Source organism: Brevibacterium yomogidense, from assembly GCF_900163715.1.
Classification (GTDB): domain Bacteria; phylum Actinomycetota; class Actinomycetes; order Actinomycetales; family Brevibacteriaceae; genus Brevibacterium; species Brevibacterium yomogidense_A.
Window position 1 is genome coordinate 1 of sequence record NZ_FWFF01000019.1, and the last position, 24,658, is coordinate 24,658.

23 protein-coding genes are annotated in these 24,658 nt (G+C 66.6%); 5 read left to right on the forward strand and 18 right to left on the reverse strand.

Translation table 11 applies throughout. The features are described from left to right. Positions 1-65: 65 nt before the first annotated feature. Both FM105_RS11745 and FM105_RS11750 read right to left on the reverse strand, forming a co-directional pair. Complete coding sequence (locus FM105_RS11745; RefSeq protein WP_087008475.1) at positions 66-317, reverse strand: PspC domain-containing protein; 252 nt, start codon at positions 315-317, stop codon at positions 66-68. A 274-nt stretch (positions 318-591) separates the two neighbouring features. After that, positions 592-2,028 carry a sugar porter family MFS transporter gene (locus tag FM105_RS11750; protein WP_087008477.1) on the reverse strand — a complete coding sequence of 479 codons (1,437 nt, stop codon included), beginning with the start codon at positions 2,026-2,028 and terminating at the stop codon, positions 592-594. 174 nt (positions 2,029-2,202) lie between these two features. Between FM105_RS11750 and FM105_RS11755 the strand changes: the two genes are divergently transcribed. Then, entirely contained in the window at positions 2,203-3,291 is a 1,089-nt protein-coding gene (locus tag FM105_RS11755; protein ID WP_087008479.1) for a serine hydrolase domain-containing protein, read from the forward strand. A 24-nt stretch (positions 3,292-3,315) separates the two neighbouring features. Here the strand turns inward: FM105_RS11755 and FM105_RS11760 are convergent, their stop codons facing one another. The 4 genes from FM105_RS11760 to FM105_RS11775 all read right to left on the reverse strand — a co-directional run bounded on the left by FM105_RS11760 (position 3,316) and on the right by FM105_RS11775 (position 8,711). Further along, positions 3,316-4,155: an energy-coupling factor transporter transmembrane component T family protein gene (locus tag FM105_RS11760; protein WP_087008481.1), complete on the reverse strand. Its 840-nt coding sequence runs from the start codon at positions 4,153-4,155 to the stop codon at positions 3,316-3,318. After that, a complete protein-coding gene (locus FM105_RS11765) occupies positions 4,136-5,989 on the reverse strand; it encodes an ABC transporter ATP-binding protein (protein WP_087008483.1) in 1,854 nt (617 codons plus the stop codon). The genes FM105_RS11760 and FM105_RS11765 overlap by 20 nt, the downstream gene beginning before the upstream one ends. A 2-nt stretch (positions 5,990-5,991) precedes the next feature. Next, positions 5,992-6,915: a cell division protein FtsQ gene (locus FM105_RS11770; protein ID WP_087008485.1), complete on the reverse strand. Its 924-nt coding sequence runs from the start codon at positions 6,913-6,915 to the stop codon at positions 5,992-5,994. A gap of 71 nt (positions 6,916-6,986) precedes the next feature. Continuing rightward, a complete protein-coding gene (locus FM105_RS11775) occupies positions 6,987-8,711 on the reverse strand; it encodes an HAD family hydrolase (protein ID WP_087008487.1) in 1,725 nt (574 codons plus the stop codon). A 191-nt stretch (positions 8,712-8,902) separates the two neighbouring features. Here FM105_RS11775 and FM105_RS11780 point away from each other — a divergent pair, with 191 nt between their 5' ends. Continuing rightward, entirely contained in the window at positions 8,903-10,060 is a 1,158-nt protein-coding gene (locus FM105_RS11780; protein WP_218777954.1) for a LacI family DNA-binding transcriptional regulator, read from the forward strand. Between the two features lie 42 nt (positions 10,061-10,102). Here FM105_RS11780 and FM105_RS11785 read toward each other — a convergent pair whose 3' ends face one another. After that, on the reverse strand, positions 10,103-11,155 hold the full coding sequence (locus tag FM105_RS11785; RefSeq protein WP_087008491.1) for a zinc-dependent alcohol dehydrogenase family protein: 1,053 nt from the start codon (positions 11,153-11,155) through the stop codon (positions 10,103-10,105). Positions 11,156-11,469: 314 nt separating this feature from the next. Here FM105_RS11785 and FM105_RS11790 point away from each other — a divergent pair, with 314 nt between their 5' ends. After that, positions 11,470-11,928 (forward strand): pyridoxamine 5'-phosphate oxidase family protein, encoded by a 459-nt coding sequence (locus FM105_RS11790; RefSeq protein WP_087008493.1) that lies wholly within the window; start codon positions 11,470-11,472, stop codon positions 11,926-11,928. Positions 11,929-12,428: 500 nt separating this feature from the next. Here FM105_RS11790 and FM105_RS11795 read toward each other — a convergent pair whose 3' ends face one another. From FM105_RS11795 to FM105_RS11815, 5 genes are all read right to left on the reverse strand, one after another. Further along, positions 12,429-13,475 (reverse strand): LLM class flavin-dependent oxidoreductase, encoded by a 1,047-nt coding sequence (locus FM105_RS11795; protein WP_087008495.1) that lies wholly within the window; start codon positions 13,473-13,475, stop codon positions 12,429-12,431. 96 nt (positions 13,476-13,571) lie between these two features. Continuing rightward, positions 13,572-14,477: an NADP-dependent oxidoreductase gene (locus FM105_RS11800; RefSeq protein WP_087008497.1), complete on the reverse strand. Its 906-nt coding sequence runs from the start codon at positions 14,475-14,477 to the stop codon at positions 13,572-13,574. A 65-nt stretch (positions 14,478-14,542) separates the two neighbouring features. Beyond that, entirely contained in the window at positions 14,543-14,968 is a 426-nt protein-coding gene (locus FM105_RS11805) for a cupin domain-containing protein (protein ID WP_087008499.1), read from the reverse strand. Then, positions 14,965-16,980, reverse strand: coding sequence for a heavy metal translocating P-type ATPase (locus FM105_RS11810; protein WP_087008501.1), 2,016 nt, complete (start codon positions 16,978-16,980; stop codon positions 14,965-14,967). The genes FM105_RS11805 and FM105_RS11810 overlap by 4 nt, the downstream gene beginning before the upstream one ends. 69 nt (positions 16,981-17,049) lie before the next feature. Continuing rightward, on the reverse strand, positions 17,050-17,283 hold the full coding sequence (locus FM105_RS11815) for a heavy-metal-associated domain-containing protein (RefSeq protein WP_087008502.1): 234 nt from the start codon (positions 17,281-17,283) through the stop codon (positions 17,050-17,052). 197 nt (positions 17,284-17,480) lie between these two features. On the opposite strand from FM105_RS11815, the gene FM105_RS11820 reads away from it, so the two are divergent. Continuing rightward, complete coding sequence (locus FM105_RS11820) at positions 17,481-18,185, forward strand: Crp/Fnr family transcriptional regulator (protein ID WP_179207175.1); 705 nt, start codon at positions 17,481-17,483, stop codon at positions 18,183-18,185. 24 nt (positions 18,186-18,209) lie between these two features. Here the strand turns inward: FM105_RS11820 and FM105_RS11825 are convergent, their stop codons facing one another. Further along, entirely contained in the window at positions 18,210-18,569 is a 360-nt protein-coding gene (locus tag FM105_RS11825) for a response regulator transcription factor (RefSeq protein WP_218777955.1), read from the reverse strand. On the opposite strand from FM105_RS11825, the gene FM105_RS14820 reads away from it, so the two are divergent. Further along, positions 18,568-18,771, forward strand: a complete 204-nt coding sequence (locus FM105_RS14820) for an LPXTG cell wall anchor domain-containing protein (protein ID WP_143275881.1) — start codon at positions 18,568-18,570, stop codon at positions 18,769-18,771. The genes FM105_RS11825 and FM105_RS14820 overlap by 2 nt on opposite strands. Positions 18,772-18,966: 195 nt before the next feature. Here the strand turns inward: FM105_RS14820 and FM105_RS11830 are convergent, their stop codons facing one another. The 5 genes from FM105_RS11830 to FM105_RS11850 form a co-directional block, all read right to left on the reverse strand. Continuing rightward, positions 18,967-19,341, reverse strand: coding sequence for a nuclear transport factor 2 family protein (locus FM105_RS11830; protein ID WP_087008510.1), 375 nt, complete (start codon positions 19,339-19,341; stop codon positions 18,967-18,969). A 65-nt stretch (positions 19,342-19,406) separates the two neighbouring features. After that, positions 19,407-21,056: an amidohydrolase gene (locus FM105_RS11835; protein ID WP_087008512.1), complete on the reverse strand. Its 1,650-nt coding sequence runs from the start codon at positions 21,054-21,056 to the stop codon at positions 19,407-19,409. Between the two features lie 50 nt (positions 21,057-21,106). Beyond that, on the reverse strand, positions 21,107-21,922 hold the full coding sequence (locus tag FM105_RS11840; RefSeq protein WP_179207176.1) for an ABC transporter ATP-binding protein: 816 nt from the start codon (positions 21,920-21,922) through the stop codon (positions 21,107-21,109). Further along, positions 21,919-23,631 (reverse strand): dipeptide/oligopeptide/nickel ABC transporter permease/ATP-binding protein, encoded by a 1,713-nt coding sequence (locus FM105_RS11845; RefSeq protein ID WP_087008516.1) that lies wholly within the window; start codon positions 23,629-23,631, stop codon positions 21,919-21,921. The genes FM105_RS11840 and FM105_RS11845 overlap by 4 nt, the downstream gene beginning before the upstream one ends. Next, positions 23,628-24,653 carry an ABC transporter permease gene (locus FM105_RS11850; RefSeq protein ID WP_087008518.1) on the reverse strand — a complete coding sequence of 342 codons (1,026 nt, stop codon included), beginning with the start codon at positions 24,651-24,653 and terminating at the stop codon, positions 23,628-23,630. The genes FM105_RS11845 and FM105_RS11850 overlap by 4 nt, the downstream gene beginning before the upstream one ends. Positions 24,654-24,658 lie beyond the last annotated feature (5 nt).

Sequence of the window (24,658 nt, forward strand, 5' to 3'; positions counted from 1 at the left end):
GCTGCGTCTGATGTGTTTTAGAGAGAGGGGGCGGTGGGCTTCGGCGGCCTCGGCGGCGGGGCGGTTCAGCGGATCTCGCGACCGCCGAACAGCTGCTCGAGCGGAATGGACCCGTCCTGCCAGGGCGTCAGGATCCAGACCACCACGTAGAGACCGATCCCCACCACGGGCAGCAGGAAGGCGAGGAGGACCAGCAGACGGACCAGCCAGACGTTGAGTCCGGTGGCGGCTGCGAGTCCGCCCGAGATCCCTCCGGCAAGGCGCTGGGGACCGCGACGGAATCTAAGGCTGCGAATGGACGAGAAGAATGCGTTCATGACATCGACGGTACGCGCGATGGACGTGGCGCGGCAGTGGCGCTGGCCCTTGGGTGAGGTGGGGAAAACCCGAGGGGGCTGAGCCGCTCGCCGCCTCCGTGCTCCGCTGGCCGGTGACTGCGGCGGTCAGTCGAACACGGGAGCGGCGAACGGGCGCAGGGTGGGGGGGGGGAGCGAGCCCAGAGCGGCGGTCAGTGAAGCACGGGAGTGGCGAATGGGCCCAGGGTGGGGGCGAATGGGCGCAGGGTCGCACCCGCACGCGCCTCCCGCTTGATCACCGCATGTCTTCGAGCTCGACCCCGTTCGTCTCGCGCACGAACTTCCACACGAAGAGGAACGACGCGAACGCGGCGATCGTGTAGAAGCCATAGGCGAACCACAGGCCCACCTCCGCCATGGACGGGAACGTCGTGGATATGAGGAAGTTTGCCAGCCACTGGGCGGCAGCGGCGATGCCCAGGGCGATCGCGCGGATGCGGTTGTTGAACATCTCGCCCAGCAGCACCCAGACACCCGGCCCCCAACTCATCCCGAAGAAGACGACGAACGCGTTGGCCGCCACCAGCGCGGTGAGGTCCCAGCCGGGCAGCAGCATGACGGTGTCGGTGATGGCGGGGTCGCGACCGATCGAGAACGCCGCAGTCATGAGTCCCAGGGACACAGTCATGCCAGCCGATCCGATGGTCAGCAGCTTCCGCCTGCCGATCCGGTCGATGAGCGCGATCGCGAGCACCGTGACGACGATGTTCGTCACGGACGTGATGACGGTGATCGTGAGGGCATCGGACTCCGTGAAGCCGACGGAGCGCCACAGCGTCGTGGAGTAGTAGAAGATCACGTTGATGCCGACGAACTGCTGGAAGACGGACAGCACGATGCCCACCCACACGATGGGCTGGAGGTTCGTCTTCGACGGAGTGAGGATGTCGCGGAAGCTGGGGGTGGTCTCCGTGACGACGGTGCGACGGATCTCCTGGATGCGGACCTCGACGCCCTCGACGAAGATCTCCGAGAGGACGCGGGTCGCCTCTTCCTCGCGGCCCTGCTGGACGAGGTAGCGCGGCGACTCCGGAATCGTGAGTGCGAGGATGCCGTAGACGACGGCGGGCACGACCTCGGTGAGGAACATCCACCGCCATGCGGGCAGTCCGAACCACAGCACCTCCGCGGCACCGCCTGCAGCACCGGCCAGGGCAGCATCGCACATCAGTGCGGCGAAGATGCCCAGCACGATTGCCAACTGCTGGAGCGAGCCCAGACGTCCGCGGACGGCGGCCGGCGAGATTTCCGCGATGTAGGCCGGTGCGATGACGGAGGCCGCGCCCACGCCCAGACCGCCGATGATGCGCCAGATGATGAGGTCCGTCGGCCCGAACGCCAGGGCGGATCCCACGGAGGACACGGTGAAGAGCACCGCGGCGATGAGCATGACGCGCACGCGTCCCATCCGCGCGGAGATCCGTCCCGCCAGTGCCGCTCCGGCCATGCAGCCCAGCAGTGCTGAGGACACCATGAAGCCGGTCAGCAATGCGGGCGTCGCCCATTCGTCGGCCATCGCATCGACGGCTCCGTTGATGACGGAGGTGTCGAAGCCGAACAGGAAGCCGCCCAGTGCCGCGACCACGGCGAGATGGACGACTCGGCCGATGACGAACGAGCCGGTCTGCGGGGACCCGGACTGCGGGGATGCGGCTGCGGGGGTGGAAGACATGGTCACCTGGGGAATCTGCGTGGGGATACGGGATGTGATCGGCGTCGACGGTATCCGATGATGTCTGCTCCGACGAGGTCTGACGCGCGGCACAGCGTATACGTGCAGGTGCGTGTGCCCGTAGGGTCGTCGGCATGACGACGGGGCACCGAACATGACGACAGGGCGCGAGCTATGACGACGGGACGAATGCTCGAGGCGGAGGCGCGACGGACCGCGGAGCGCATCGCCCGGCGGCGCAGGGGAGTGGTCGTCGGAGTGCGCGACGGCGCGGAGACTGCCGTCGTAGGTGTAGGCGATACCGGTCGGGCACTTGGCCAGAGCCAGGGTCAGGGGGCGGCTCCGGACTCAGGTCGAGGAAATGGACCGACCCCCGGCCCTGAACAGCGGCCGGACGCCCACACCCTGTTCGAGATCGGCTCCATCACCAAGGTGTTCACCGCGCTGCTGCTGGCCGATGGTGTGGTGAGGGGTGACTGGGAGCTGCGAACTCCGGTCCGCGACCTGCTGCCCGCCGGCGCGGAGGTTCCCAGCCGGGGTGGTGCCGAGGTGACGCTGCAGCATCTGGCGACGCACACCTCGGGCCTGGTGCGTTCGCCTTTTCCCATCGGAGTGCGAGAGACGATCCGCTTCCTGCAGTTCGGCCACGACGTGTACGCGGGGTTCACCGGCGACGACCTGCTGGCAGCTCTGGCAACCACGCGGCTGCGGCGGAAGCCGGGCACCGGCGGTGTGAAGTACTCGAACTTCGGATACGGCGTGTTGGGGCATGTGCTCGCCCACGCGCTGGGGCAGGACTTCGGGACGATCATCGGGGAGAGGATCTGCCAGCCGCTGGGCCTCAACGACACGGCGACGGAGTGGCAGCTGACGGAGGAGCAGCGGAAGCGTTCGGCGCAGGGATTCCGGAGCAGGAAGCGGACGGCCGCTCCGTGGCCGCTGGAGGGTCTGCCGGGGGCGGGAGCACTGCGCTCGACGGCGACGGACGTGCTGAGGTTCCTCCAGGCACAGATGGAGCCGGCGGAAACTCCTCTCGAGGACGCGATCCGGCTGACGCATCAGACGCCGACCGGTGGACCTGCGGGTATGGGGCTGGGCTGGCATCGTGCGGGGAAGCAAGTGCTGTGGCACAACGGTGGCACCGGAGGATTCCGCACGATCGCGGCCTTCCGCCCCGGCGACTCAACAGCGGTGACGGTGCTGGTGAATCAGTCGGCGGGTGCGGATCTTGCGGCGCTGCGGCTGCTCAAGCGCGTGTCGTGAGCCGCCCGAGCACCCTCGACCGCCTCAGCCCAGCAGGTCCGTGCGGAAGATCGGCCACAGCTGACCGGTGACGAACACGGCCACCACCAGCAGGATCGACACCGTGAGCACGAGGATGTCGAGCGGCCGGACCTTCAGGTAGCCCAGGCGGATCCGACGTCCCCGATCATCGACCGTCGCGTACGTGAGGCCGCGGGTCTCCAGCGCCTCGACGGTCGTGCGCACCGAAAGCGCCGTGTTGAGGAAGATCGGATAGAACGACAGGATCGCCATCCTGACCCACCGGTAGAGGTGGTTGACGCCCAGGAACCCGGCCCTGCGCGGCGGGGCGGACCGCAGGCGGTAGTTGTCGAAGACCGTGTTGAACTCCTCGACGAGGATCGGCAGCATCCGATAGCCGTACGACACCGCGAACGCGAGCAGCGCCGGCGCCCGCAGAGCCAGCAGCGCATCGGAGAGCTTCTCCGGATCGAGCGAGACGAACGCGGCCATCGACGCCATCGAGATCGCACCCAGTTTGAGCGTGAGCTCGGACAGCGCGTACAGCGTGCCGAGGTCGCCGCCGAACAGCCACGCAGCGGCCAGGATGTAGATCGCCTCCATGCCGATCCCGAACACGAACAGGAAGAGCAGCAGCGGTCCCACCCGCGCCAGGATGACCGCGACCGCGTTGAGCAGGAACAGACCCGCGAGCACCGTGAGGTTGTGGGTGAACCACGGCACGATCGCCATGACCGCATACCAGAGCAGCACCATCCGGGGATCCATGCGGGAGAACGTGCCGCCCCGCGTCGCGTATGCGGCGCGCATGAGCTCGAGCTTGATCCACTCGACGCTGATCACATCACGCGTCTTGCGTGCCATAGGCCCTCATCTCGGCAGAAGAAGCTGGGTGGAGGTCTGCAGAAGCCGGGTGGAGATCTGCGTGCTGCAGTTTGAGACCGTCGAAGCGGTCGACGAACTCCCGCACATCGAGCGGCGGGGGAGTCATGCCCAGGCTCATCCCCAGCTGGGTGATCTGCGGCGGCACGAGGTTGGCCCGTGTGAGGAGATCGGGCTGGTCGAAGAGCTCGTGCGGGCTGAGGTCGGAGGCGACGCGGCCGCCCTCCATGACGAGGACCCGGTTGGCCCACTCGCTCACGAGCGTCATGTCGTGGGTCGCCACCACGGAGCAGGCGATCGTGCCGGACAGCTGATCGAGCATGCGCACGACCGCGTCGCGGGATGCGATGTCGAGCGATGCGGTCGGCTCGTCGAGCAGGAGGACGTCGGGTCGCATCGCGAGTCCGATCGCCAGGGTGGCCCTGCGCTGCTGCCCGCCGGAGAGGCTGCGGCCGTCCCGGTCCGCGAAGTCGTCCAGGCGCACCTGGGACAGGGTGTCATCGACGATCGCCTCCCAGCCGGGGACTCCGCGTTCGCGGGGGAAGAGCGCGATGTCGGAGCGGATCGATTCCTTGAGGAACATCTGCTGCGGCTGCTGCCAGAGGTACGCGACGTGATCGGCGAGCTGACCCGCAGACTTCTTCCGCGTGTTGGTCCCGGAGACCTCCACATCGCCGGACCGCGGCACGAGGATGCCCGCGAGCAGCTTGAGGAGGGTCGTCTTGCCCGATCCGTTGCCGCCCACCAGTGCGACGCGGTCGCCCCGACGCAGGTCGACGTCCAACTCGTCGAGGACGTTGTGGAGCCTGCCGTGGACTGTGCGGTAGCCGTGCTGGACGGCGGTCGCGCGGGCGACGACCGGTAACGGCGCGCTCGCCTGCTCCGCTGCGGGACGGGTGAACTGTTCGAGCGACGGGCGTGGACCCGCGCCCGAGCGTGTGCCCGCGACCGCGCCCGAGGCCGTGCCCGAGGCCGTGGCTGCGACGGGTGCGTGCGCACGGAGGGCGCGGGCGGCCTCGGGAACGGTCCGGGGTGCGTCAGCCAGCCCCAGCCGGTGGGCGGCCTGCACGATCTGCGGGGCGGGGATGCCGTGCTCGGCGAGTTCGTGCGAGCGGTTCACCGCGTCCTGCACCGGCAGGTGCCAGACCGGCGCTCCGTCGGCCATGAGCACGACCGACTTCGCGAACCGGGCGATGAACTCCGCATGGTGCTCGATCGTCACGATCGTGAGGCCGAACTGCTCGTTGAGCACCTCGAGCCGCTGGTAGATCTCCTGTGCGCGGGCAGGATCCAGCTCTGCGACCGGCTCGTCCACGACGACCACGCGCGGCCGCAGCGCCAGCACGGACGCGAGCGCCGTGAGGTGGGCCTGGCCGCCGGACAGCTGCCACACGAACCGTTCGGAGAGGTCGGTGATGCGCAGCATCTCCAGCGCCTCGCGGGTGCGTTCGGCGTGATCGACGTGGCCGAAGTTCACGGGTGCGAACGCGATCTCGTCGCGCACCGTAGGGCGCACGAGCTGGTTCGCGAAGTCCTGGTACACGTAGCCGACCTGGCTCGACAGCTGCGCGACCGACGACGTATAGGTGTCGATGCCGCAGACCTCCGCCACCCCCGAGAACTCGCCGGACCAGTAGTGCGGCACGAGCCCGTTGAACGTCTTGCACAGCGTCGTCTTGGCGGAGCCGTTGCCGCCGACGACCGCGGCGAAGTCACCTTCGGCGATCTGGAGGGTGACGTTGCGCAGCGTGTCCTCGGCCGTGCCGGGGTACCGGAAGGAGACGTTCTCCAGAGAGATCACGGGGGAGGCGGGCATGGTCAGACGCCCGTCGTGTGGGTGGGAGTGCGTGCGTCCTTCTTCTGCGCGGCGCGGAAGAGGACCAGCGCGACCGCGACGAGGACGACGATCGCGGCGACGGAGACCCACAGGAAGCCCATGCCGAACTGCTCGAGGAGCTCCGGCTCCCACGCGCCGACGCTCACATCCCACGCCTCGAGGAAGGCGAAGAAGAACGACGCGACCGCCAGCAGCACGACGGCCCCCACGAACGGACCGGAGCTCTTCCCCTGGCCGGGGATGGGTTCCCCGGCGACGCGCGGACGCATGCCCATGAGCGGCTCGATGCGGCCGTGCAGCGCGGGCACCAGCCAGAGAGCGGGGAGGATGCCGAAGAGGAATCCGGAGATGATGAGGTCGATGCCGAAGCCGACTCCCTCGAGCAGCAGCATGGATTCGGGCAGGCCCTCGACGTACTCGGCGTCCTCGACCCCGATCCAGACCTTCGACAGGTCGACGGCGGCGGACAGCAGCTTGTCGATGAAGACGATGAGGAGCGCGCCGAGCGCGATCTGGGCGCGGTTGCGCGGATTGCGGATGACGGAGCCCGCGATGAAGATCGCGAGGAACATCTGGATGAAGCCCTCGATCTCTGCGAGCCCGGAGAAGTCGCCCATGAGCAGGTCGGTGAAGATGATCTCGCCGAGCGGGGCACCCAGAGCCACCCAGAACGGCGAGAAGAGAGCGGCCATGGTCAGCGGCACGAAGACGAAGTAGGCGATCGAGAAGTCGAAGGGACCGATCGTGACGTCGGGGATGATCTCCAGGATGATGTTCGACAGGCCGAAGAGCGCCATCGACAGCACGAAGACCATGAGCTTCTGGGGTGTGGTGAGCGCGTAGGGATTGAGACCGTCGCCTGTGCCGCGCAGCTGGCCGGCGCGCTGGTACTGGGTGGTGGACATGGGGTTCTCCTCAGGACGAGATGGTGCGGGGCGGAGTCGTCGGTGGTCGGAGTCGTCGGTGGTCGGAGTGGTCACTCGCCGGAACGGTCGAGCAGTCTGGTGAGGTCGCCGGGGACGTCGATGAGGTCGGTCGCGAGTCCGCTGTCCAGCGCCGCCTGCAGAGCGGCGTCGTCGCTCGCACCCCCGCGCACCAGCACGCGGTGAGTGATTCCGGCGGCCCGTGCGGCCTCGGCGTCGTTCTGCGGCTTGTCACCGAGGAACCACGTGCGGGTGGGATCGGACTGGGCGATCGCGAGGCCCGCGGCGGCGATCGAGGGGTGCGGCTTGCGGACGCCGAACTCGTCGGAGGCGAGGACCGCGCGCACCTGGTCGAGGAGGCCGTGGGCCTGGATGTTCGCCCGCACTCCGGTGCCGGACACGGTGTTCGAGACCACGACGACGGGGATGCCGTCCGCGGCGCAGTGGTCGAAGAGGTCGCGGACGCCCGGGCGGAGAGTGCGCCGGGACTTCGCGAGTCCCCACGCTTCCATGAGCGCGATGGACTCCGACCGCAGGAGCGCATTGGTCCGTGCGTCGGCACCGTCGATGTGCCAGAACTCGCGGGGACTCACGTCGCGGAGCACGTCCGTGGGGCAGACGGGGAAGCCGAGCGCGCTCGCCTCGTGTCGCTGCCAGAGGTCGCGGCGATGGCTCTTGCCCGCCGAATACTGTTCCGTCGCAGCTGACAGCACGGCCTCCGCGTGCGTGAGGTCGGCCTGCTGCTCGCCCGTGCCCAGCAGCTCCGCGAGCCGCGTGAGGAACTCGGCACGGGCCTGTGGGTCGGGGGCCGATGTGGCGATGACCCCGCCATGGTCGATGAGGAGGGCCCGGCCGCAGGACGGCGAGGGTGCGGTCGTGGGGGATGCGGGGGCTGTGGGCGGGACAGGGGCAGTCGCTGCGGCGGGAAGCGAGGACGTGGCCGGGGCAGGAGTGGCCGCGACGCTGTTGGAATCGGAAGCCGCGTCGGTCAGCAGGTCGAGGAGGCCTTCGGGGGTGTCGAGCACCGCATCAGCGACCTCGTCGACGGCGAACGGCGGGCTGTCCGTGTGGTGGCAGCGGGTGATGAGGACGGCGCCCGCTCCTGCGCGGCGCCCGGCGACGAGGTCTCGGTCCTGCGTGTCGCCCACGTACCAGCACTCGTCGATCGGTTCGCCGAGCGCATCGGCCGCCAGCTGCAGCATGCCGGGGTGGGGTTTGCGGATGCCGACCTCGTCCGAGTAGATCTGCACGGCGAAGTGGCTGGCGAGGCCGTGCTCGGCGAGCAGTTCGCGGTGGCTGGCACCGGAGTGGGCGTTCGACACGATACCCAGCTGGACGTTGTTCTCCCCGCACCATGCGAGGAGCTCGGGAATGCCCGGACGCACCGTGTGGCCGGAGATCGTCGTGTTCATGGTCCTGAGTAGTTCGGGCGCACTCGCTGCGAGGAGTTCGCGCGGCCCGGCGGGCAGATCCGATGCGAGGAAGTCGGTGACTATCTCGCGGTGCGTGAGCTCCTGCGGCTCCAGGCGGCGGCTCGAGGCGTTCTTCCACTGCTTGAGTGCAGTCAGCCCTGCGTCCAGCGACGCGCGGAGCCTCTCAGGGGAGTAGTCGAACCCTGCCCGGTTGAGTCGTGTGGACATCCACGCCGCCATGCTGTCGCGCCCGTCGGGGTGCTTCGAGGTCTCGAAGACGACTCCGCCGAAGTCGAGCAGCACCGCCCGAGGCCGAGCGAGAGTCGGCTGGGACGGTGCGGCGAGGCGTGAGGGGTGCGTGTCCACGGAGCGTGTCCTTCGTCTGCGGTGTGCCGAGCGTGTGGGAGCAACGCTAGGGACGGTTCATGGCTGAGGGACGTCGTCGAGGTGAACGGCTGGAACGTTCCACATGTCCGCCTGTGGAACGTTCCAGAATCAGTCGAGTGGAACGTTCCAGCCGCTGTGTCCGCGGGGGTCGTTCCTGGTAGAACTGCCGTATGGCAATGACGAGGACACCGGAGGGCGGCCGACCGCGGCCGACCATCAAGGACATCGCCCGCGAGACCGGGGTGTCGAAGTCTCTGGTGTCGCTCGCGCTCGCGGGTCGCAGCGGAGTGAGCGAGGCGAGCCGCGACCGCATCCTCGCGACCGCGCGCGACCTCGGCTACTCCTCGAACACCTGGGCGCGCTCGCTGGTGCGGGGGAAGACGCAGCTGATCGGTGTCGTGACGACCGACCTCGCGAACAGCTATCACACGGAGATCGTCACGGCCGTCGAGGATGAGGCAGAGCGGGACGGGTACGGGGTGCTGCTGGCGCATGGCCGTCGCAGCCCAGAGACTTTGGCGGACAAGGTCGACGAGATGCTCCGACTCGGAGTCGACGGGCTCGTCGTCGTGTCCTCGCGCGTGCCCGCCGAACGGCTGGCGGAGGCGGCTGCGCGACGACCGCTCGTCGTCGTGGGGCGGCCGGCCGCGGTGCCGGAGGCGGCCGACTCGATCCACAATGACGATGAGGCTGGCGCTCGCCTGGCCGTGCGGCATCTCATCGACCTGGGCCACGAGCGGATCGTCTTCGTTGCGACCTCGCAGCGGGAGGCGATGCAGGCGCGGCAGCGTGCCTACAGGCGGACGTTGGAGGAAGCCGGGCTCGGCATTGGTTGGGTCATCCACTGGGGTCAGGAAGGAGTCTCAGCGGAGAGTGCGCGGGCCGTGCTGGCGGAGGCTGGGCTCGCGGACGCCGGGCTCACGGCAGCCGGAGTCACGGAGGCCGGATACGCAGGGACTGGCTTCACAGGGGCCGGATTCGCAGACGCAGGACTCACTGAGGCCGGCGCGCCGACAGCGGTCTTCGTGTCGAACGACCGGGCGGCTGTCGCGCTGATGGGGGCGGCGCTCGACGCGGGCATCAGCGTTCCCCAGCAGCTCAGCATGATCGGCTACGACAACACTGCGCTCGCCGCGGCGATCAGGCCGGCGCTCACCAGCATCGACCAGCCGCGCACCATGATGGGGGGCCGTGCGGTGCAGCTGCTGCTCGAGCGCATCGAGGGGCGGGTCGAACCGCTCCGTGAGGTCGTCGCTCCGTCGCTCGCACAGCGGGCCTCGACGAGCGCGCCCGGGGTGAGGAGCGCAGCGCGCGGCCGGACCCCGTGAGGTCCGACCGCGCGTGCGGTTCTGCTGCTGATCTGCTGCTGATCAGAACGTCGTGATGATGTTGAAGCCCTTCGTCGTGAAGGCGGACATGTTGCTGAAGACGTCGTTGACGTCGCCCAGCCCGACCTCCCGCTCGATGAGAGGCTGAGGATCGAGACGCCCCTGCGCCACGAGTGCCAGGAGCCCCGAGTACTTGGGCTGCGGGTTGCCGAAGCTGCCCAGGATCTCGATCTCCGAGGCGGTCACCGCATCGATGGGGACCTGGGCGATGCCCTGCTCGTCCGCGCCGGTGAGTCCGACCTGCACGTGTCGGCCGCCCTTGCGCAGACCGCTGATCGAGTTCGTGATGGTCTCCTGGATGCCCAGAGCGTCGATGCCGACGTGCGCGCCACCGCCGGTGATCTCCTTGATCGCCTCTCCGACGTCCTGCGTCTTCGAATTCACGACTGCGACAGCACCGGTCTCACGCGCCTTCTCCAGCTTGTCGTCGGCGATGTCGACGGCGATCACCTGTGCGCCCACCGCGACTGCGGTCTGGATCGCGGACAGCCCGACGCCGCCGGCACCCTGCACCGCGACCCATTCGCCGGGTTCGGTCCGACCGCGCGCCACGGCGTGGTAGCCGGTCATGTAGCGGCAGCCCAGTGCGGCCGCAGATGTGGCGCCCACACCCTCGGGAAGCTTGATGAGGTTCGAACGCGCGTTCGTGACCAGCAGATACTGTGCGTACGCGCCGTCCATGCCGGCGAAGCCGTACACGGACACGTACGCGCAGAGGTTCGGGCGACCCGCCACGCAGAACTCACACCCGCCGCAGCCGTGGTGGAAGGGCGCGGTGACCTTGTCTCCGACGCTGAAGCCCGTGACGTTCTTGCCGAGTTCGACGATCTCGCCGCCGAACTCGTGGCCGAGGATCGCGGGCAGCTCGAGGCCCAGGCCGATCCATTTCCAGTCTCCCTGCCACCCGTGCCAGTCGCTGCGGCAGATGCCTGCGGCTTCGACCTTGAGGACTGCATCATCGGGTCCGGGCGTGGGGTCCGGCATCTCGTCGACGACTAGGGGCTTGTTGGCCTCTTTGACAACTGCAGCTCGCATGGAATGCTCCGATCACTCGTGATTGATCGAGCCCAGCGATCGATTGCGGCCGTCGACCGTGATCTGCGCTGAACCCGGATCGATGATGTCCATCGGTGTGCGTCGGGACCATTCGCATCAATCCCGATGCATATGACTGTAGCCACGCGACCGTTGCATCCCTGTTGCACGGGTGGGGCGGGGTTGCACGAGTGGGCGGGTTGCACGAGTGGGCGGGCGCTGGAAGTCATTCACTTCGGCGCGAATGCACAGTACGGTCATCGCAAGGACGGCGAGGCCGCGGGGCCTCGGGAGCAGGGGAGGACGGTCCGGCGATGACAACCTCGGAAGCAGTGGAGAACCTGTCGGTCGATGCGTGCTGGGAGCTGCTGCGCAGCACGACGGTGGGCCGCTTGGCAGTGCAGACGGCGAACGGGCCGGACATCTTCCCGATCAACATCGCGGTGGACGGCGGGACGATCGTGTTCCGGTCGGCTGAGGGGACGAAGGTGTCCGCCGCGCTGAATGGTCCGGTGGCTCTGGAGGTCGACGGTCGCAATTCCGACACCGATCACGCGTGGAGTGTCGTGGTGAAGGGCCACACGCAGCGGATCCACAAGTCCGAGGAGGTGCTGGCCACCGTGGACCTGCCGCTCGTCCCCTGGCACAAGGGGGACAAACCGGTCTTCCTGCGGGTGCAGCCGCGACAGGTCACCGGCAGGCGGTTCCCGATCGCGGGACCAGAGGCGTGGTGGACGCCGATCTCGGAGGCCCCCGTCACCTCGGAGGACTAGAGGCCGGGGACGTGCTGCCGGTGCACCAGCCGCACCTTTGGCATCGAGAGCTCACAATCCGCACATATCCATCGCGCGTTTTGTGTGGATCGTGAGCTCTCGATCGTGCGGAACCTGCAGGCCCGGCACCGAACCGAACCGAACCGAACCGCGAGATCGTCACTCCGCTCCTGCGCGCTGATAGCGTCAGGTGACCATGACAGCAATGATTCTCTCGCTCGCCCTCGCGGCTCTGACGGTCACCCTGGTCGCGGGGTACGTCCTCGCGTGGACGCACTCGGTCATGCCGGGTCTGTCCGCGGTCGACGATCGGAGCCCCGCTGCTCTACGCCGCGATGCGCTCTGCCCGCGGTTCAGTGGGCTCTCCTGGGCTACGGCAGTAAAAATCCCCCAAGTGCGCTTCGTTGAGAGGCGTGGGGGATATCGTGCTACGAATGTAGCACTGCCGTCTTCGGCCTAGGCGAACCGTTTGACCGCATCGGTGCGGAACGGGCTGCGTCTCACACGTCGTAGCCGGTTGTCGGTCCTTCCCGGTTCGACTCCCACCCCAGAGCCGGTGCGACGTGCTCTGCGAAGGACTGCAGCAGGTGCACGTTGAACTCGACGCCCAGCTGGCTGGGGATCGTGAGCATGAGGGAGTCCGCGCTCATGACGGCCGCGTCGTTCTGCAGTTCGCTGATCAGTTCGTCCGGCTCACCCACGTACGTGCGGCCGAACGTAGAACGGTGCCCGTCGATCACGCCGATCTGGTCTGCTCCCTGGCCCTGACGCAGCTGGTAGAACTGCTTGTCCTGCTCCGAGACGACGGGGAAGACGCTGCGGCTCACGGACACACGTGGCGTGTGTGCGTGGCCGGCCTCCTTCCACGCCCGGCGGTACAGGTCGATCTGCTCGGACTGCAGGTCGCCGAACGACTGGCCGGTCGCTTCCGTCAGCAGCGTCGAGCTCATGAGGTTGACGCCCTTCTGCGCCGCCCACACAGCGGTGTCGCGGGATCCGGCACCCCACCACAGACGGTCCATGAGGCCGGGGGAGTGCGGTTCGATCGGCAGCTTCTGCCCGGGACCGAACTGTGCCGGATCGGCAGGCGCGACGGGCCGACCGGAGATCGCCTCGAGCAGCTGGTCGAACTTCGCTCGTGCGATGTCCGCGCCCCGGGGGTCCGTGGAGCCGGTGTAGCCGAAGGTCTCCCAGCCGCGGAGTGCCGGTTCCGGTGATCCGCGGGAGATGCCGAGCGCGATCCGGTTGTCGGCGATGAGGTCGAGTGCCGCGGCCTCCTCAGCGAAGTAGTACGGGTTCTCGTATCGGAGATCGATGACGCCCGTGCCCACCTCGATGCGCTCGGTGCGTGCGGCGATCGCGGACAGCAGCGGGAAGGGTGAGGCGGCCTGCCGGGCGTAGTGGTGAACGCGGAAGAACGCACCGTTCACCCCCAGTTCGTCCGCAGCGACGGACAGATCTATCGCCTGGGTGAGCATGTCTTTGGCGGTGTACCCGCTGGCTGGGGCTCCGTAGTGGCCGAAGCTCAAGAATCCGAAGGACTTCATGCTGGCTGAACGCCGAGGTCGTGGCCGAGATTCCCGAGGTGGCGGACGTCTCGCTGGGCCGGCTGGTGTGCGGACTCCTCACCGACCGCCTCCTCCTCAGAGTTCGAGGATCACCTTGCCCGTGGTGTGCCCGCCTTCCACCGCCGCGATCGCCTGCTGCGCATCGGCCAGCGCGAACCGCTGACCGATGTGCGGATCGACCAGTCCGTACTGTGCGACCTCGATGATCTTCTGCATGCCTTCGGCGGTCCGGTTCACACCGGAACCGCCCAGCTGCTCCGCAGTGTCCGGGTCCGCAGTGGTGACGATGTTCTGCGGATCCCTCACGACCTCGGCGATGTCCCGCAGTGCCTGACCTCCCACGAGGTCGATCAGCAGATCCACTCCGTCAGGCGCGATCTCCCGGACGCGATCCGCGGCGCCCGGACCGGATGCGACGAACGCGGCTCCTGTGGACTCCACGATCGGCTGCTTCGACGCGCTGGCGACACCGATGACGGTGAACTCGTGGACCTTCCCTATCTGGGAAGCGAGCAACCCTACGCCGCCTCCGGCTCCCAGGATCAGCATCGTCTGGCCGGGCTCCAGCTCGATCTGATGCGTGACGTCATAGGCGGTGGCACCGGCGACGGGCAGGGCGGCGGCTTCAGCGAAGGAGAGCTCCTCGGGCTTGAGTACGGTCTCCTTCGCATTGAGCATGGTGTGCTGTGCGAACGTGCCGTGACCCTTCGCCGCCAGGCCGACGACCTCATCGCCTACCGAGATTCCCTCCACGTCGACGCCCACAGCCGTGACGACGCCCGCCGCCTCGCGCCCCATCGGGGCCGGCAGCCGCCAGTGGTCTCCCATCTGCCCCGCGCGGATCTTCCAATCGGCCGGATTCACACCTGCCGCTCGTACCTCGACCACGATCTGGGACGGACCCGGCGGCGGCAGCTCACGATCGATGAACTCCTGGGTCTCAGGACCGCCGAACTGCGTGAAGACCAGCACTGTGGACATCTGACTCTCCTCCTCGAGTGGCGTGCCCGGCCGTGCATCGCTGTGACCGGGCACGCTGTGCGTTCTCAGGCCTGCGGTGGGGCATCCTCGCCGGATGCCTCGGCCGCGTCTGCCTCTTCCTTCGTGGCGTACTGGGCGTCCGCCGGATGCTCCGGCGGTGAGTAGATCGTATAGAGCACCAGCGGTTCGTCACCGGTGTTGCGGAAGTTGTGCTGTGCACCGGCGGGCACGGCGCACTGGTCGCCGGCCTCGATGGGGTGCGTCTCGCCGGCCAGATCCGCGTGACCGGTGCCGGCGACGAACGTGAGGATCTGGTCGGTCTCCTCATGCACCTCGTCACCGATCTCACCGCCCACGGGCACTGTCATGAGGACGATCTGGGAGTGCCTGCCGGTCCAGATGACCTTGCGGAAGTCCGTACTCTCCTTCGCGATGTCCTCGATGGTGAAGTGCTGGATGTTGTCTGCGATCGTGAAGTGGTTGTCGCTCATGATGTGATCGTGTTCCTTTCGTACGTGCTGTTCTGAGTGTTCGGGGTGCGTGCGGTCTTCGGCATGGCCGTGGAGTGACTGTCGTTGCGCATGAGGCGCATCGCGTTGAGGATGACGATGAGGACGGATCCCTCGTGGACGAGCATGCCCACCGACATGGTCACCCCACCTGCGAAGACGCCGATCAGCAGCGCCACGACGGTGGCGAGCGCGATGACGATGTTCTGCTTCATCACGCGCACGGTGCGCTTCGCCAGGCTGACCGATTCGGGCAGCTTCAGCAGGTTGTCGCCCATGAGCGCGATATCCGCGGTCTCCACGGCGACGGCGGAACCGGCAGCGCCCATCGCCACGCCGATGTCCGCAGTGGCCAGGGCCGGCGCGTCATTGACCCCGTCGCCGACCATGGCGACCGTGTGGCCCTCGCGCTGCATGCGGGCGACCGCATCCAGCTTGTCCTCCGGCAGCAGCGACGCGTGGATCTCGTCGATCCCGGTGGCGCGGCCGATGGCCTCTGCGACCAGGCGTGTGTCACCGGTGAGCATGACGACCTTCTCCACGCCGGCAGCGTGCAGACGCGACACCATCCGCGGTGCGTCCTCCCGGATCTGGTCGGCCACGCCGATCACGCCGATCACCGATTCGTCGACGGCGATGATCATCGGGGTCTTGCCGGCAGCCGCCAGCGTGTGGGCCGCGCCGTCGGCACCTCGGTCATCGGAGACGTCGTACTGCTCGAGGAGAGGGGCGTTGCCGATCAGCACGCGAGAACCCTCCACGGTGGAGACGATGCCCTTGCCGGGCACCGGCGTCACCTGACCGGGGACGCCGGTGGGCCCCACGCCCTCGTCCCGAGCCGCCTCCAGGATCGGGCGGGCCAGCGGATGCTCCGATCCGGCCTCGGCGGCGGCTGCCCACGTCAGCACAGCGGTCCGGTCGAGCGACGGATCCAGGACCACGACGTCCGTCAGCTGGGGGCGGCCCTCCGTGAGGGTGCCCGTCTTGTCGACGGCGACGGCGGAGATCTTCGCGGAGGTCTCCAGGTACTCCCCGCCCTTGATGAGGATGCCGTTGCGGGCCGCGCGGCCGATCCCCGCGACGATCGCGACCGGGATGGAGATGACGAGTGCGCCGGGGCAGCCGATGACCAGCAGCGTCAGCGCGAGGACGACGTCCTGGGTGAGCAGGCCGGCGAGCAGCGCGAGGATCATGACGCCCGGCGTGTACCACGTGGAGAACCGGTCGATGAACGCCTGAGTCTTCGCCTTGGCGTCCTGTGCCTCCTCCACGCGATGGATGATGCGGGCCAGTGTGGTGTCCGCGCCGATCCCCGTCGCGAGCACCTGCAGGAAGCCTCCGCGCGAGACGGTACCGGCGAAGACCTGGTCCTTCGTCGCCTTCTCCACCGGGATGGACTCACCGGTGATCGACGCCTCGTCCACAGCACCCGTGCCGGCGACCACCTGACCATCGACGGGGACCTTCGCCCCGTTCTTGACCAGGACGATCTCACCCATCCGCACCTGGTGAGCGGGGATCTCGACCTGCTCGCCGTCGCGTACGACGACTGCGGAATCGGGGGCGACGGCGACGAGCGCGGCCAGTGCCGAACGCGTCTTGTTCATCGTGGCGGCTTCAAGCGCGTGACCGATCGCGAAGAGCGTGGTCACCGCGGCGGCCTCCCAGAAGTTTCCGATGAGGACGGCGCCGATCGCAGCGATCGAAACCAGCAGATCGATGCTGATCAGCCGCGCAGTGAGAGCACGGATCGCCTTGATGACGATGCCGTATCCCGCCACGACGGCAGCCGCGAGCATGAGGAGGTTCGCCAGGGTGAAGGCATGGCCCGAACCGTGTGCGTGCTCCCCGGCATCGTTCCACCACTGCGGACCGACGACGAGGTTCCACGCACCGCTGGCGAGGTGCTCCACCCCGAACGACAGGATGATGAGGATTCCCGCGATGACCGGGACGGACCAGTTGCCGTTCCACCACTTCTGAAGCGCATTCACGGAGGCTGACCTTTCTATGCTGCCGGATCGCGCGGAGGGCTGATCGCGGGTGAGGGGTGGGGCGGGATGTCAGAAGAAGGAGGGAGCCGCCTTGTATCCCGCCTTGTCGACAGCGGTGACGAGATCGTCGACGGACACCTGCGACTCGTCGTGGTCGACCTCGATGCGGGCCGTGGCGAAGTGCACCTTCACGTTCTCAACACCCTTGATCCGACCGACCTGCTTCTCGATCTTGTGCACGCAGGAGGGGCAGGAGAAGCCTTCGGCCCGAAGGAGCGTGTGAGTGGTGGTGGAGGCAGTCATGATGGTTCCTTTCGACTGAGTCGTGTGGTTCGTCCCCGTGTTCCTAGGAGCTGTTCTCAGACTATGGAGCCGCGGGCGGACAGTCCTTGACGTTCGTCAAGGGGCGCGAAGATGGCTGTTGAAGGGGAGTGGAGATGCGAGTTGTGGGAGTGCTCGTGGAGGGAGTGAACCCGCACAGCCCGGTATGGTCCAGAGGTATGCGAAGAATGCTTCCGCTGCGTGAGGTTCACAGCGAAGAGACCAACTGCGTGCGGCGCGTCCCGATCTTCGCCGGGCTGACTCCCGAGCAGCAGGACCTGGTGGCATCCAGGGCCCGGCCGATGCGGTTGGAACGTGGCGACGTGCTCCATGTCGCCGGTGCTCGGGTCGGATCGATGTTCGTGGTGCACACCGGCCAGATCAAGCTCAGCCGCACGATGCCCAATGGTCGGAATCGGCTGCTGCGTGTGGCACAGCCCGGCGAGACGGTGGGAGAGCACGCGTTCCTCTCCGGTGACACGACCGCGGAAGAGGCGACTGCGCTGGGCGATACCCAGCTGTGCGTGTTCGTCCACGAGGACTTCGCTGAACTCGTCGACGACTATCCGGACATCGCGATGCGGATGCTGCGGACTCTGGGGGATCGGCTCACCCGAGCGGAGAAGGACCTGACGCTCGGCACACTCAGCGTCGACATCCGCCTCGCGGATTTCCTGCTGCAGCTGCCTCTGCGCCAGGGGACGACAGCTCAGGTGACGCTGCCGTTGGACAAGAAGGACATCGCCTCACTGCTGGGGACGACTCCCGAGTCGCTGAGCAGAGCGCTGGCTCGGCTGACTGCTGATGGGCTCATCCGCGTCGACAATGATGCGGTCACGCTGGTGGACCCTCAGGCGCTGGAGGATCGCGTCGCGGAGGGGTGAGGAATGCGCCTCGCAGCCCCTGCTTCACAATCCCCAGCGGCGCGCCGTCTCGAGGGCTTCGTCGAGCGTTCCGGCGCCGAGCTTCTGATAGAGGCTCCTGACCTGGGACCTGACCGTGTTCTCCGATCGGAACTGCCGCTCAGCGATCTGCCGGCGCGTGAGTCCCTGCCGGAGTCCATCGAGCACTTCGAGCTCCCGCGGGGTCAGGGCGGGCCGGGCGCCGTCCTGTTCGACGACCGGTGAGATCGTGGCCAGCCGCGCTCGCTGAGTACTGGACAGCTTCTTCAGGTCGGAATCTGTGAGCACCGCGTGACGCTGCAGCAGTGCCAGATCCACCAGCGCGCCCTGTTCGGATACGACGTCGTCGACGAGGTATTCGACCATGTTGCCCGAGGTGCCGGCTGAGCCGGGTGAGCCGGGCGACGAGGGTACGCCGGGCAAGCCGGGTGGCGAGGGGACGCCGGATGGCGGCGACCCGCTGCCGCGTACCGGCATGTCCCCCTGGGGCGCACTGGGTGCAGGTCTCGCGCTGATCGCACTGGGTGCGGGCGTGTACCTGTACACGGTCCGCAGGCACCACGCCTGACGGAAGCGCGCCAGCCGCCGCCGGTCACACCATGACCGGCGGCGGTGAGCCGGACAGCAGTTGCTTGGAGAGTTGAATGCCGTGTGCCGGTCTGCAGAACGCAGGCCGGCACATGGCATTCAACGGTGCGGAAATGGGCTCAGGCAGGTCCGCAGAACGGAACTGTGCCCGTCGACAGCAGTCTCAGCGGCGTCCTCAGTCGACCTGTGACTCGATGAGGTAGGTCCGGACCTCGGCGACGCAGCCGGTCTTCGTGGTGTTCGAGAAGCGGAAGGCGTGGCTGAAGCTGATCCGCGTCGTGCCGTCGTCCAGGAACCCGTCGCACGAGGCGAGTCTGCCGTGGGTGATGACCGATGCGATGTCGACCCGTTCGGGGGAGACCTCCGGGACCACTGCCTCTGCAGCGTCCGGGCCCTGATGCGTCTCTGCGCCGACGATCGTCCAGGAGACGTCGTCCGCGATCCACGGTGACATGGCGTCGATGTCTCCGGCAGCCCAGGCGACGACGAAGTCGCTGACGATGGCGATCCGCGGGGCATTGCCGCAGTCCGTGGGCAGGGTGATCTCCATGCTTCTCCTTCAGTGCTTGAAGTGGACGAAGAGCCGACCGTGGTTCTTGCTGCGTCGTATCGGACTCAGACAGGTTCTGAGCGCTCGTATACCTTCTTGCCTGATAGGAACACCGACTCGGGGGAGAGCTCCAGGAGTTCTTCCGGCGCCTGAGCAAACGGGTCTCGATCATAGATTTGGAAGTCCGCGAAAGCGCCCGGAGCAACCATCCCTGCGCGGTCCTCTTCGAAGTTCGCATAAGCCGCGTCCGTCATATACATCGCAAGTGACTCTGCAAGGGTGATGCTCTGTTTCCGGTCAAGGACGGTGCCTGTACGAGTGGTGCGTGTGATGGCACCGAAGATGCCGTGCCACGGGTTGCCGGACGTCACAGGGACGTCGGAGTTCCCGGGAGCGACTATGCCGCGTGCGATGAGATCGCGGTGCGGGAGCAGCCGTTCAATTCGTTCGTCTCCCAGCGCCTCGGGGTACGAATCTCCCAGGTTGTAGACGAACCCTATGGACGAAGATGCGATGAGACTCCACTGGGCCATCGTGTCCAACTGCTCAGGCGTGGGTAATGAGCAGTGCTCGATGCGATTGCGGTTGGCTATGATCCATGGCAGCTCTCCCGACTTCTCCAATGCCTCGAGAGCCTGACCGATCGCCGCATCGCCGATAGCGTGGATCGCCATGCGAAGTCCACCGCGTGCGGCGGTGCGGAAAGCTGAGATCAGGCGCTCGGTCGGATGAGTCAGGATTCCGCGGTTATCGCTTCCTGTGTAGGGATCGTACAGCGCGGCAGTTCGGCCTCCGAGTGAGCCGTCGAGCTGGAACTTCACGCCCTGCACGCGAAGCATGTCGTTGCCCAGCCCTGACGTTATGCCGGCGGCAACCAGGTCGTCGAGGACACCCTCACGACCGGAGAAAGGGATCGCGTACAGCCAGGGCCGCATGCGGACCCGGAGCTGACCGGTGGTGTTGAGCCGCTGATACAAGCGCATGTGCGACGGCTCGGCGATAGCGTCGTTGACAGTTGTGACTCCCCACGAGTGGAAGTCGTCCTGTGCGAGGGAGAAGCCCTCCTCTCGCATAGCGTCGTCGGGTTCGGGCTGCGCGATCAGCCGTGTGGCGTCCTCCTGTACCAGACCGGTCAGTCTCCCGGTCGAATCGCGGACGAACTTGCCACCGGGTGGGTCTTCGACGGCCTCGTCGATGCCGGAGAGCGCGAGAGCGCGAGAGTTCGCCACCAGCATGTGACCGCAAGTGCGGGCGATGGCGACAGGGTGGTCCGGGGCGGCTTCGTCGAGGTCCCCGCGGTCAGGCATGCGGCCGTCACTGAGATATGTCTCGTCGAATCCGGCCCCGACTATCCAAGAACCTCGAGCGCTGCGCTCGGCGCTCCGTCGCACGGCTGTACGGATGTCCGCGATGCTGCTGACGGCGGCCGGCCGCATGTCGAGCTGAAGACGGTTGATCCCGTGACTCACAGGGTGGCCGTGGGACTCGACGAATCCGGGCATCAGATATTGCCCGTCTACGTCCGTTACAGCGGGCTGCTCCAGTGGGGACGTCGCTTCGGCGAGACCAGTCCCAGCGGGAACGATTGCGCGTACACGTCCCTGCGCGGTGATGACGTCACAGGGGCCCGTGAAGTGATCACCAGCCAAGACGCGGGCATTGGAGAAGACCCGCAGGCCACCCTTCAAGGGGGTGGGGAGACTCTGGGTGTTCATATGGACGCGCTCCTCGCTGGTGTGGCGGTTTACCCATCTGACGATATGGGTCAGTCGGTCAGTGAGAACCCGGGTGATCCTGGAATCGAATCCAATAGCTGCTGGGAGTAGGGATGTGACGGACGTGTGAGGACGTCGTGGCTGGCTCCTCGCTCGACGATCGATCCGCGTTGCATCACCATGACGTCATCGCAGACAGTTCGAACCACGGACAGGTCGTGCGATATGAAGAGCATCGAGAAGCTGTACTCACGCTGCAGCTCAGCCAGAAGTTTGAGCACCTGCACTTGGACGGACATGTCCAATGCCGACGTGATCTCGTCAGCTACGACGACGGCCGGGCGACGGATGAGCCCGCGTGCTATTGCCAGACGTTGGCGCTGTCCGCCGGAGAACTCGTGAGGAAACAGCCTCATGCTGTCCCCGGGCAGCCCCACGCGCTCGAGCCAGTCGGCGATGTTCTGTTTGTGTTTAGCCGGCCGAGTCGTCAGGGGCGAGAGTGCCTCGGTAAGCGATTGGCCGATGGATAGGCGTGGGTTGAAGGACGAGAATGGGTTCTGCGATATGAAGCTCACAGCGTCCTGAACAGCAGTGGGAAACCGCTGCCCTGGAGTGATCTCGGTCCCCGTGATGTTCAGCCGACCTGCGTCCAAGCGATACATCCCGCACACGATCTTCGCGATGGTCGATTTACCCGAGCCGGACTCGCCGACCAGCCCCACTGAGCGACCCTGCTCCACGGTGAAGGACACTGAATCCAGTACGTGATTCGCACGGACGCCGTGACCGAACTTCTTCGAGACCCCCTCGACTCTGACGCTCGAAACGCCGTCGACCACCGCAGACGAAGTCTTCTGGGAACTCAACGGTCTCCTCCTTCGCGAGCTGCTTCCAAATACAATGTGGCGTCCAGAAGGCGCTGCGTGTAGGGATGCTGGACGTTGCGAGTCCGTATCTGAGCAGGTGTCAGCTCCTCCACGAACTCACCCCGGTACATGACCAGGACGCGGTCGCAGAGCTCCTCGACGACACCCAGATCGTGGGAGATGAGAAGAATGGACGCACCGCTCTCGGCGCGGAATCGATAGATCTTGCGGAGCACGTCGGCTTGGACGGATACGTCGAGCGCGGTCGTAGGCTCATCGGCGATGAGGAGTTCAGGGTCGAGCAGCAGCGCCTGCGCGATGAGGCACCGCTGCAAGAGTCCTCCGGACAGCTGGTGAGGGAATTGGCTCAGGACGCGCTCGGGGTTCGGCGTGCTCAGCGATGTGAGAGCCTCGAGCAGTTCACGGTGGATCCGGTCCCTATCCCAGCCCATATGCTCGCGGAAGACGTCGCCGAGCTGACTCTCCAGGCGAAGTGACGGGCTGAACGTCGACATGGGGTCCTGGTAGATGAGTGAGACCGTCCGGGCGAGCACAGAAGGAGCAGGGCGGTTCAGCATATCTGTCTCGCGTATGCGCATCCCGGAGGCGGTGCGCCACAGCCCGTTCGGAGCCAATCCCGCGATACTCATCGCTGTGAGGGACTTGCCAGAGCCTGATTCGCCGACGATCCCCAGAATCTCCTGAGGCGCAATATGGAGCGAGACGCCATTCACAAGCGTGTGTCGGTCACCGGCTTCGCTGATCGTGCCGATACTGAGATTTTCCACTGCCACTGCAGGTTCGGGCTCTGCGGTTGACCGCGTCGAGGTGCGAGTGCCGGACTTCACTTTCTCGATGAAGCGTGTGATCGCACCCTGCGGCGCGGACATCTTAGGATCCACCATGGCGGCGAGGCCGTCGCCGAACAGGAGAATGCCCAGACCAAGAGCGACCATTCCGATGCTTGGTCCGAAGACGCCCCAGGGCTGGCTGCTCATCTCGGCCAGGCCTTCGTTCAAGAGACGACCGTAATCATATTCTGGCGCTTGGACTCCCAGTCCGAGGAACGAGAGGCTCGACAGCTCGACAAGCGTGAATGCAGTCGAGTTCGCCGCGGCGACCGAGAGCGGAATGGCCACATTGGGCAATACGTGGCGGATCGCGACGACGACCCGCGGCACTCGCTGGAGCTCCGCGATCCTCACGAAGTCCTCGTTCACGACCTGCGCGGCGAGAGTGGACGTGAGACGGATGTACATGGGAATTCCTGCGATACCCACTGCAACCATCGCTGACGTTGAGCCTGGGCCCAGGATAGCTGCGACCACAAGCGCGAGAATGAGTGCGGGGAATGCAACAGCGACCGCATTGACCTGCAGGATCGCACCCTGCAGGCGGGGACCGAGTAGCCGTACGACAACGCCGATGAACGTGCCCGCGGCGAATGAGATGATGCTGGCCCCGAAGGTGAGCAGCAACGTCAAACGCGTTGCCGTTATCACCCGGGCCAGAATGTCCCGTCCGAATCCATCTGTCCCGAAGGAGTTCGACAGAGATGGCGACTTTCGGGCATTCAGCGGGTCGATCCCGTTCGCCGAGCTGGAGAAGACCATCGGCCCGATGACAGCGATCGCGACGAACGCAGCGATCAGCAGAGCCCCGGCCCAGAACACCGCATTGCCGCGTCTGCGACGGCGCGTCTCATTCATGCGTCACTCCTCGACTGGAGGTGGCGGGGGTCGACTGCTGCAAGAGCCACGTCAATCAGGATGTTGATGATGACTGCGACCATGCCGAGCACCAGGATCGTGCCCTGTATGACTGGATAGTCGCGCGTGAGAATTGCGTTCACGACGCTCGTTCCGAGTCCGGGCCAGGAGAAGACCTGCTCCATCACCAGCGCACCGCCGATCATGCCCGAGAGCATGAGACCGGACAGCGTGAGAGCAGCCGTGACCACGTTCGGGAGAAGGTACTTCAGATACACGACTCGGCCGCTGAGTCTCCATCCTTCTGTAGTGCGGATGTAGTTCGCCTGGAGGGCGCTCTCCGCTTCCCGGCGCACGATGCGGCTGAGAGAGCACACCGGACCGATCGCGAGAGCGACGATCGGGAGGACGTAGGACGATGGCTGCTGCGCTCCGCCTGCCGGGAGGACTCCGAGTGTGAGGGCGAACAGGATGATGAGAAGCGTGCCACGCACGTAGACGGGGACTGCGTCGATGACTGCCGTGACCCAACTGAACGCCTGGGCCAGCCATGTGCGGCGACCATTGCGAGTAAGGACCGTCACGCCGACTCCGAGGATGAAGGCAAGAACGAGTGTGATCACGATCGACGCGCCAGCGACGACGAGAGTGTATGGCGCGCGCACGGCGATCTGCTCACTGACAGTTCCGACGCGGAATGAGGTTCCGAGGGTGCCGGAGAAGATGTCACCCACGTACGTGAGGAACCGCTGCCAGACGGGGTCATTCAGGCCGAGCGTCTGGCGTGTCGCCTCGACCACTTCCAGTGAGGCGTCCGGGCCGGCTGCCGCGCGGGCGGCGTCGCCCGGAATGAGAAGGACGATGGAGAACGTCACGATGACGAGGAACACGAATGACAGGACAAGGGTCCCCAGCTTCCTGGTGAGGAACCACGCCCACGGAGTTCCGACCCATGCCGGAATCAACCGCTGCGGAACGCCATGGCCGAGGCGACCTTCTACGGTGCTGTGCACACTTGTCATCTGCC

Coding starts and splice junctions, on each gene's coding strand:
- FM105_RS11815 (WP_087008502.1), bottom strand. CDS start 17,283: ATGACTGCCTCCACCACCACTCACACGCTCCTTCGGGCCGAAGGCTTC.
- FM105_RS11835 (WP_087008512.1), bottom strand. CDS start 21,056: ATGAACACCCAGAGTCTCCCCACCCCCTTGAAGGGTGGCCTGCGGGTC.
- FM105_RS11790 (WP_087008493.1), top strand. CDS start 11,470: ATGACAACCTCGGAAGCAGTGGAGAACCTGTCGGTCGATGCGTGCTGG.
- FM105_RS14820 (WP_143275881.1), top strand. CDS start 18,568: ATGTTGCCCGAGGTGCCGGCTGAGCCGGGTGAGCCGGGCGACGAGGGT.
- FM105_RS11825 (WP_218777955.1), bottom strand. CDS start 18,569: ATGGTCGAATACCTCGTCGACGACGTCGTATCCGAACAGGGCGCGCTG.
- FM105_RS11850 (WP_087008518.1), bottom strand. CDS start 24,653: ATGACAAGTGTGCACAGCACCGTAGAAGGTCGCCTCGGCCATGGCGTT.
- FM105_RS11820 (WP_179207175.1), top strand. CDS start 17,481: ATGCGAAGAATGCTTCCGCTGCGTGAGGTTCACAGCGAAGAGACCAAC.
- FM105_RS11800 (WP_087008497.1), bottom strand. CDS start 14,477: ATGTCCACAGTGCTGGTCTTCACGCAGTTCGGCGGTCCTGAGACCCAG.
- FM105_RS11745 (WP_087008475.1), bottom strand. CDS start 317: ATGAACGCATTCTTCTCGTCCATTCGCAGCCTTAGATTCCGTCGCGGT.
- FM105_RS11845 (WP_087008516.1), bottom strand. CDS start 23,631: ATGAATGAGACGCGCCGTCGCAGACGCGGCAATGCGGTGTTCTGGGCC.
- FM105_RS11805 (WP_087008499.1), bottom strand. CDS start 14,968: ATGAGCGACAACCACTTCACGATCGCAGACAACATCCAGCACTTCACC.
- FM105_RS11780 (WP_218777954.1), top strand. CDS start 8,903: ATGGCAATGACGAGGACACCGGAGGGCGGCCGACCGCGGCCGACCATC.
- FM105_RS11750 (WP_087008477.1), bottom strand. CDS start 2,028: ATGTCTTCCACCCCCGCAGCCGCATCCCCGCAGTCCGGGTCCCCGCAG.
- FM105_RS11770 (WP_087008485.1), bottom strand. CDS start 6,915: ATGTCCACCACCCAGTACCAGCGCGCCGGCCAGCTGCGCGGCACAGGC.
- FM105_RS11755 (WP_087008479.1), top strand. CDS start 2,203: ATGACGACGGGACGAATGCTCGAGGCGGAGGCGCGACGGACCGCGGAG.
- FM105_RS11785 (WP_087008491.1), bottom strand. CDS start 11,155: ATGCGAGCTGCAGTTGTCAAAGAGGCCAACAAGCCCCTAGTCGTCGAC.
- FM105_RS11765 (WP_087008483.1), bottom strand. CDS start 5,989: ATGCCCGCCTCCCCCGTGATCTCTCTGGAGAACGTCTCCTTCCGGTAC.
- FM105_RS11830 (WP_087008510.1), bottom strand. CDS start 19,341: ATGGAGATCACCCTGCCCACGGACTGCGGCAATGCCCCGCGGATCGCC.
- FM105_RS11760 (WP_087008481.1), bottom strand. CDS start 4,155: ATGGCACGCAAGACGCGTGATGTGATCAGCGTCGAGTGGATCAAGCTC.
- FM105_RS11795 (WP_087008495.1), bottom strand. CDS start 13,475: ATGAAGTCCTTCGGATTCTTGAGCTTCGGCCACTACGGAGCCCCAGCC.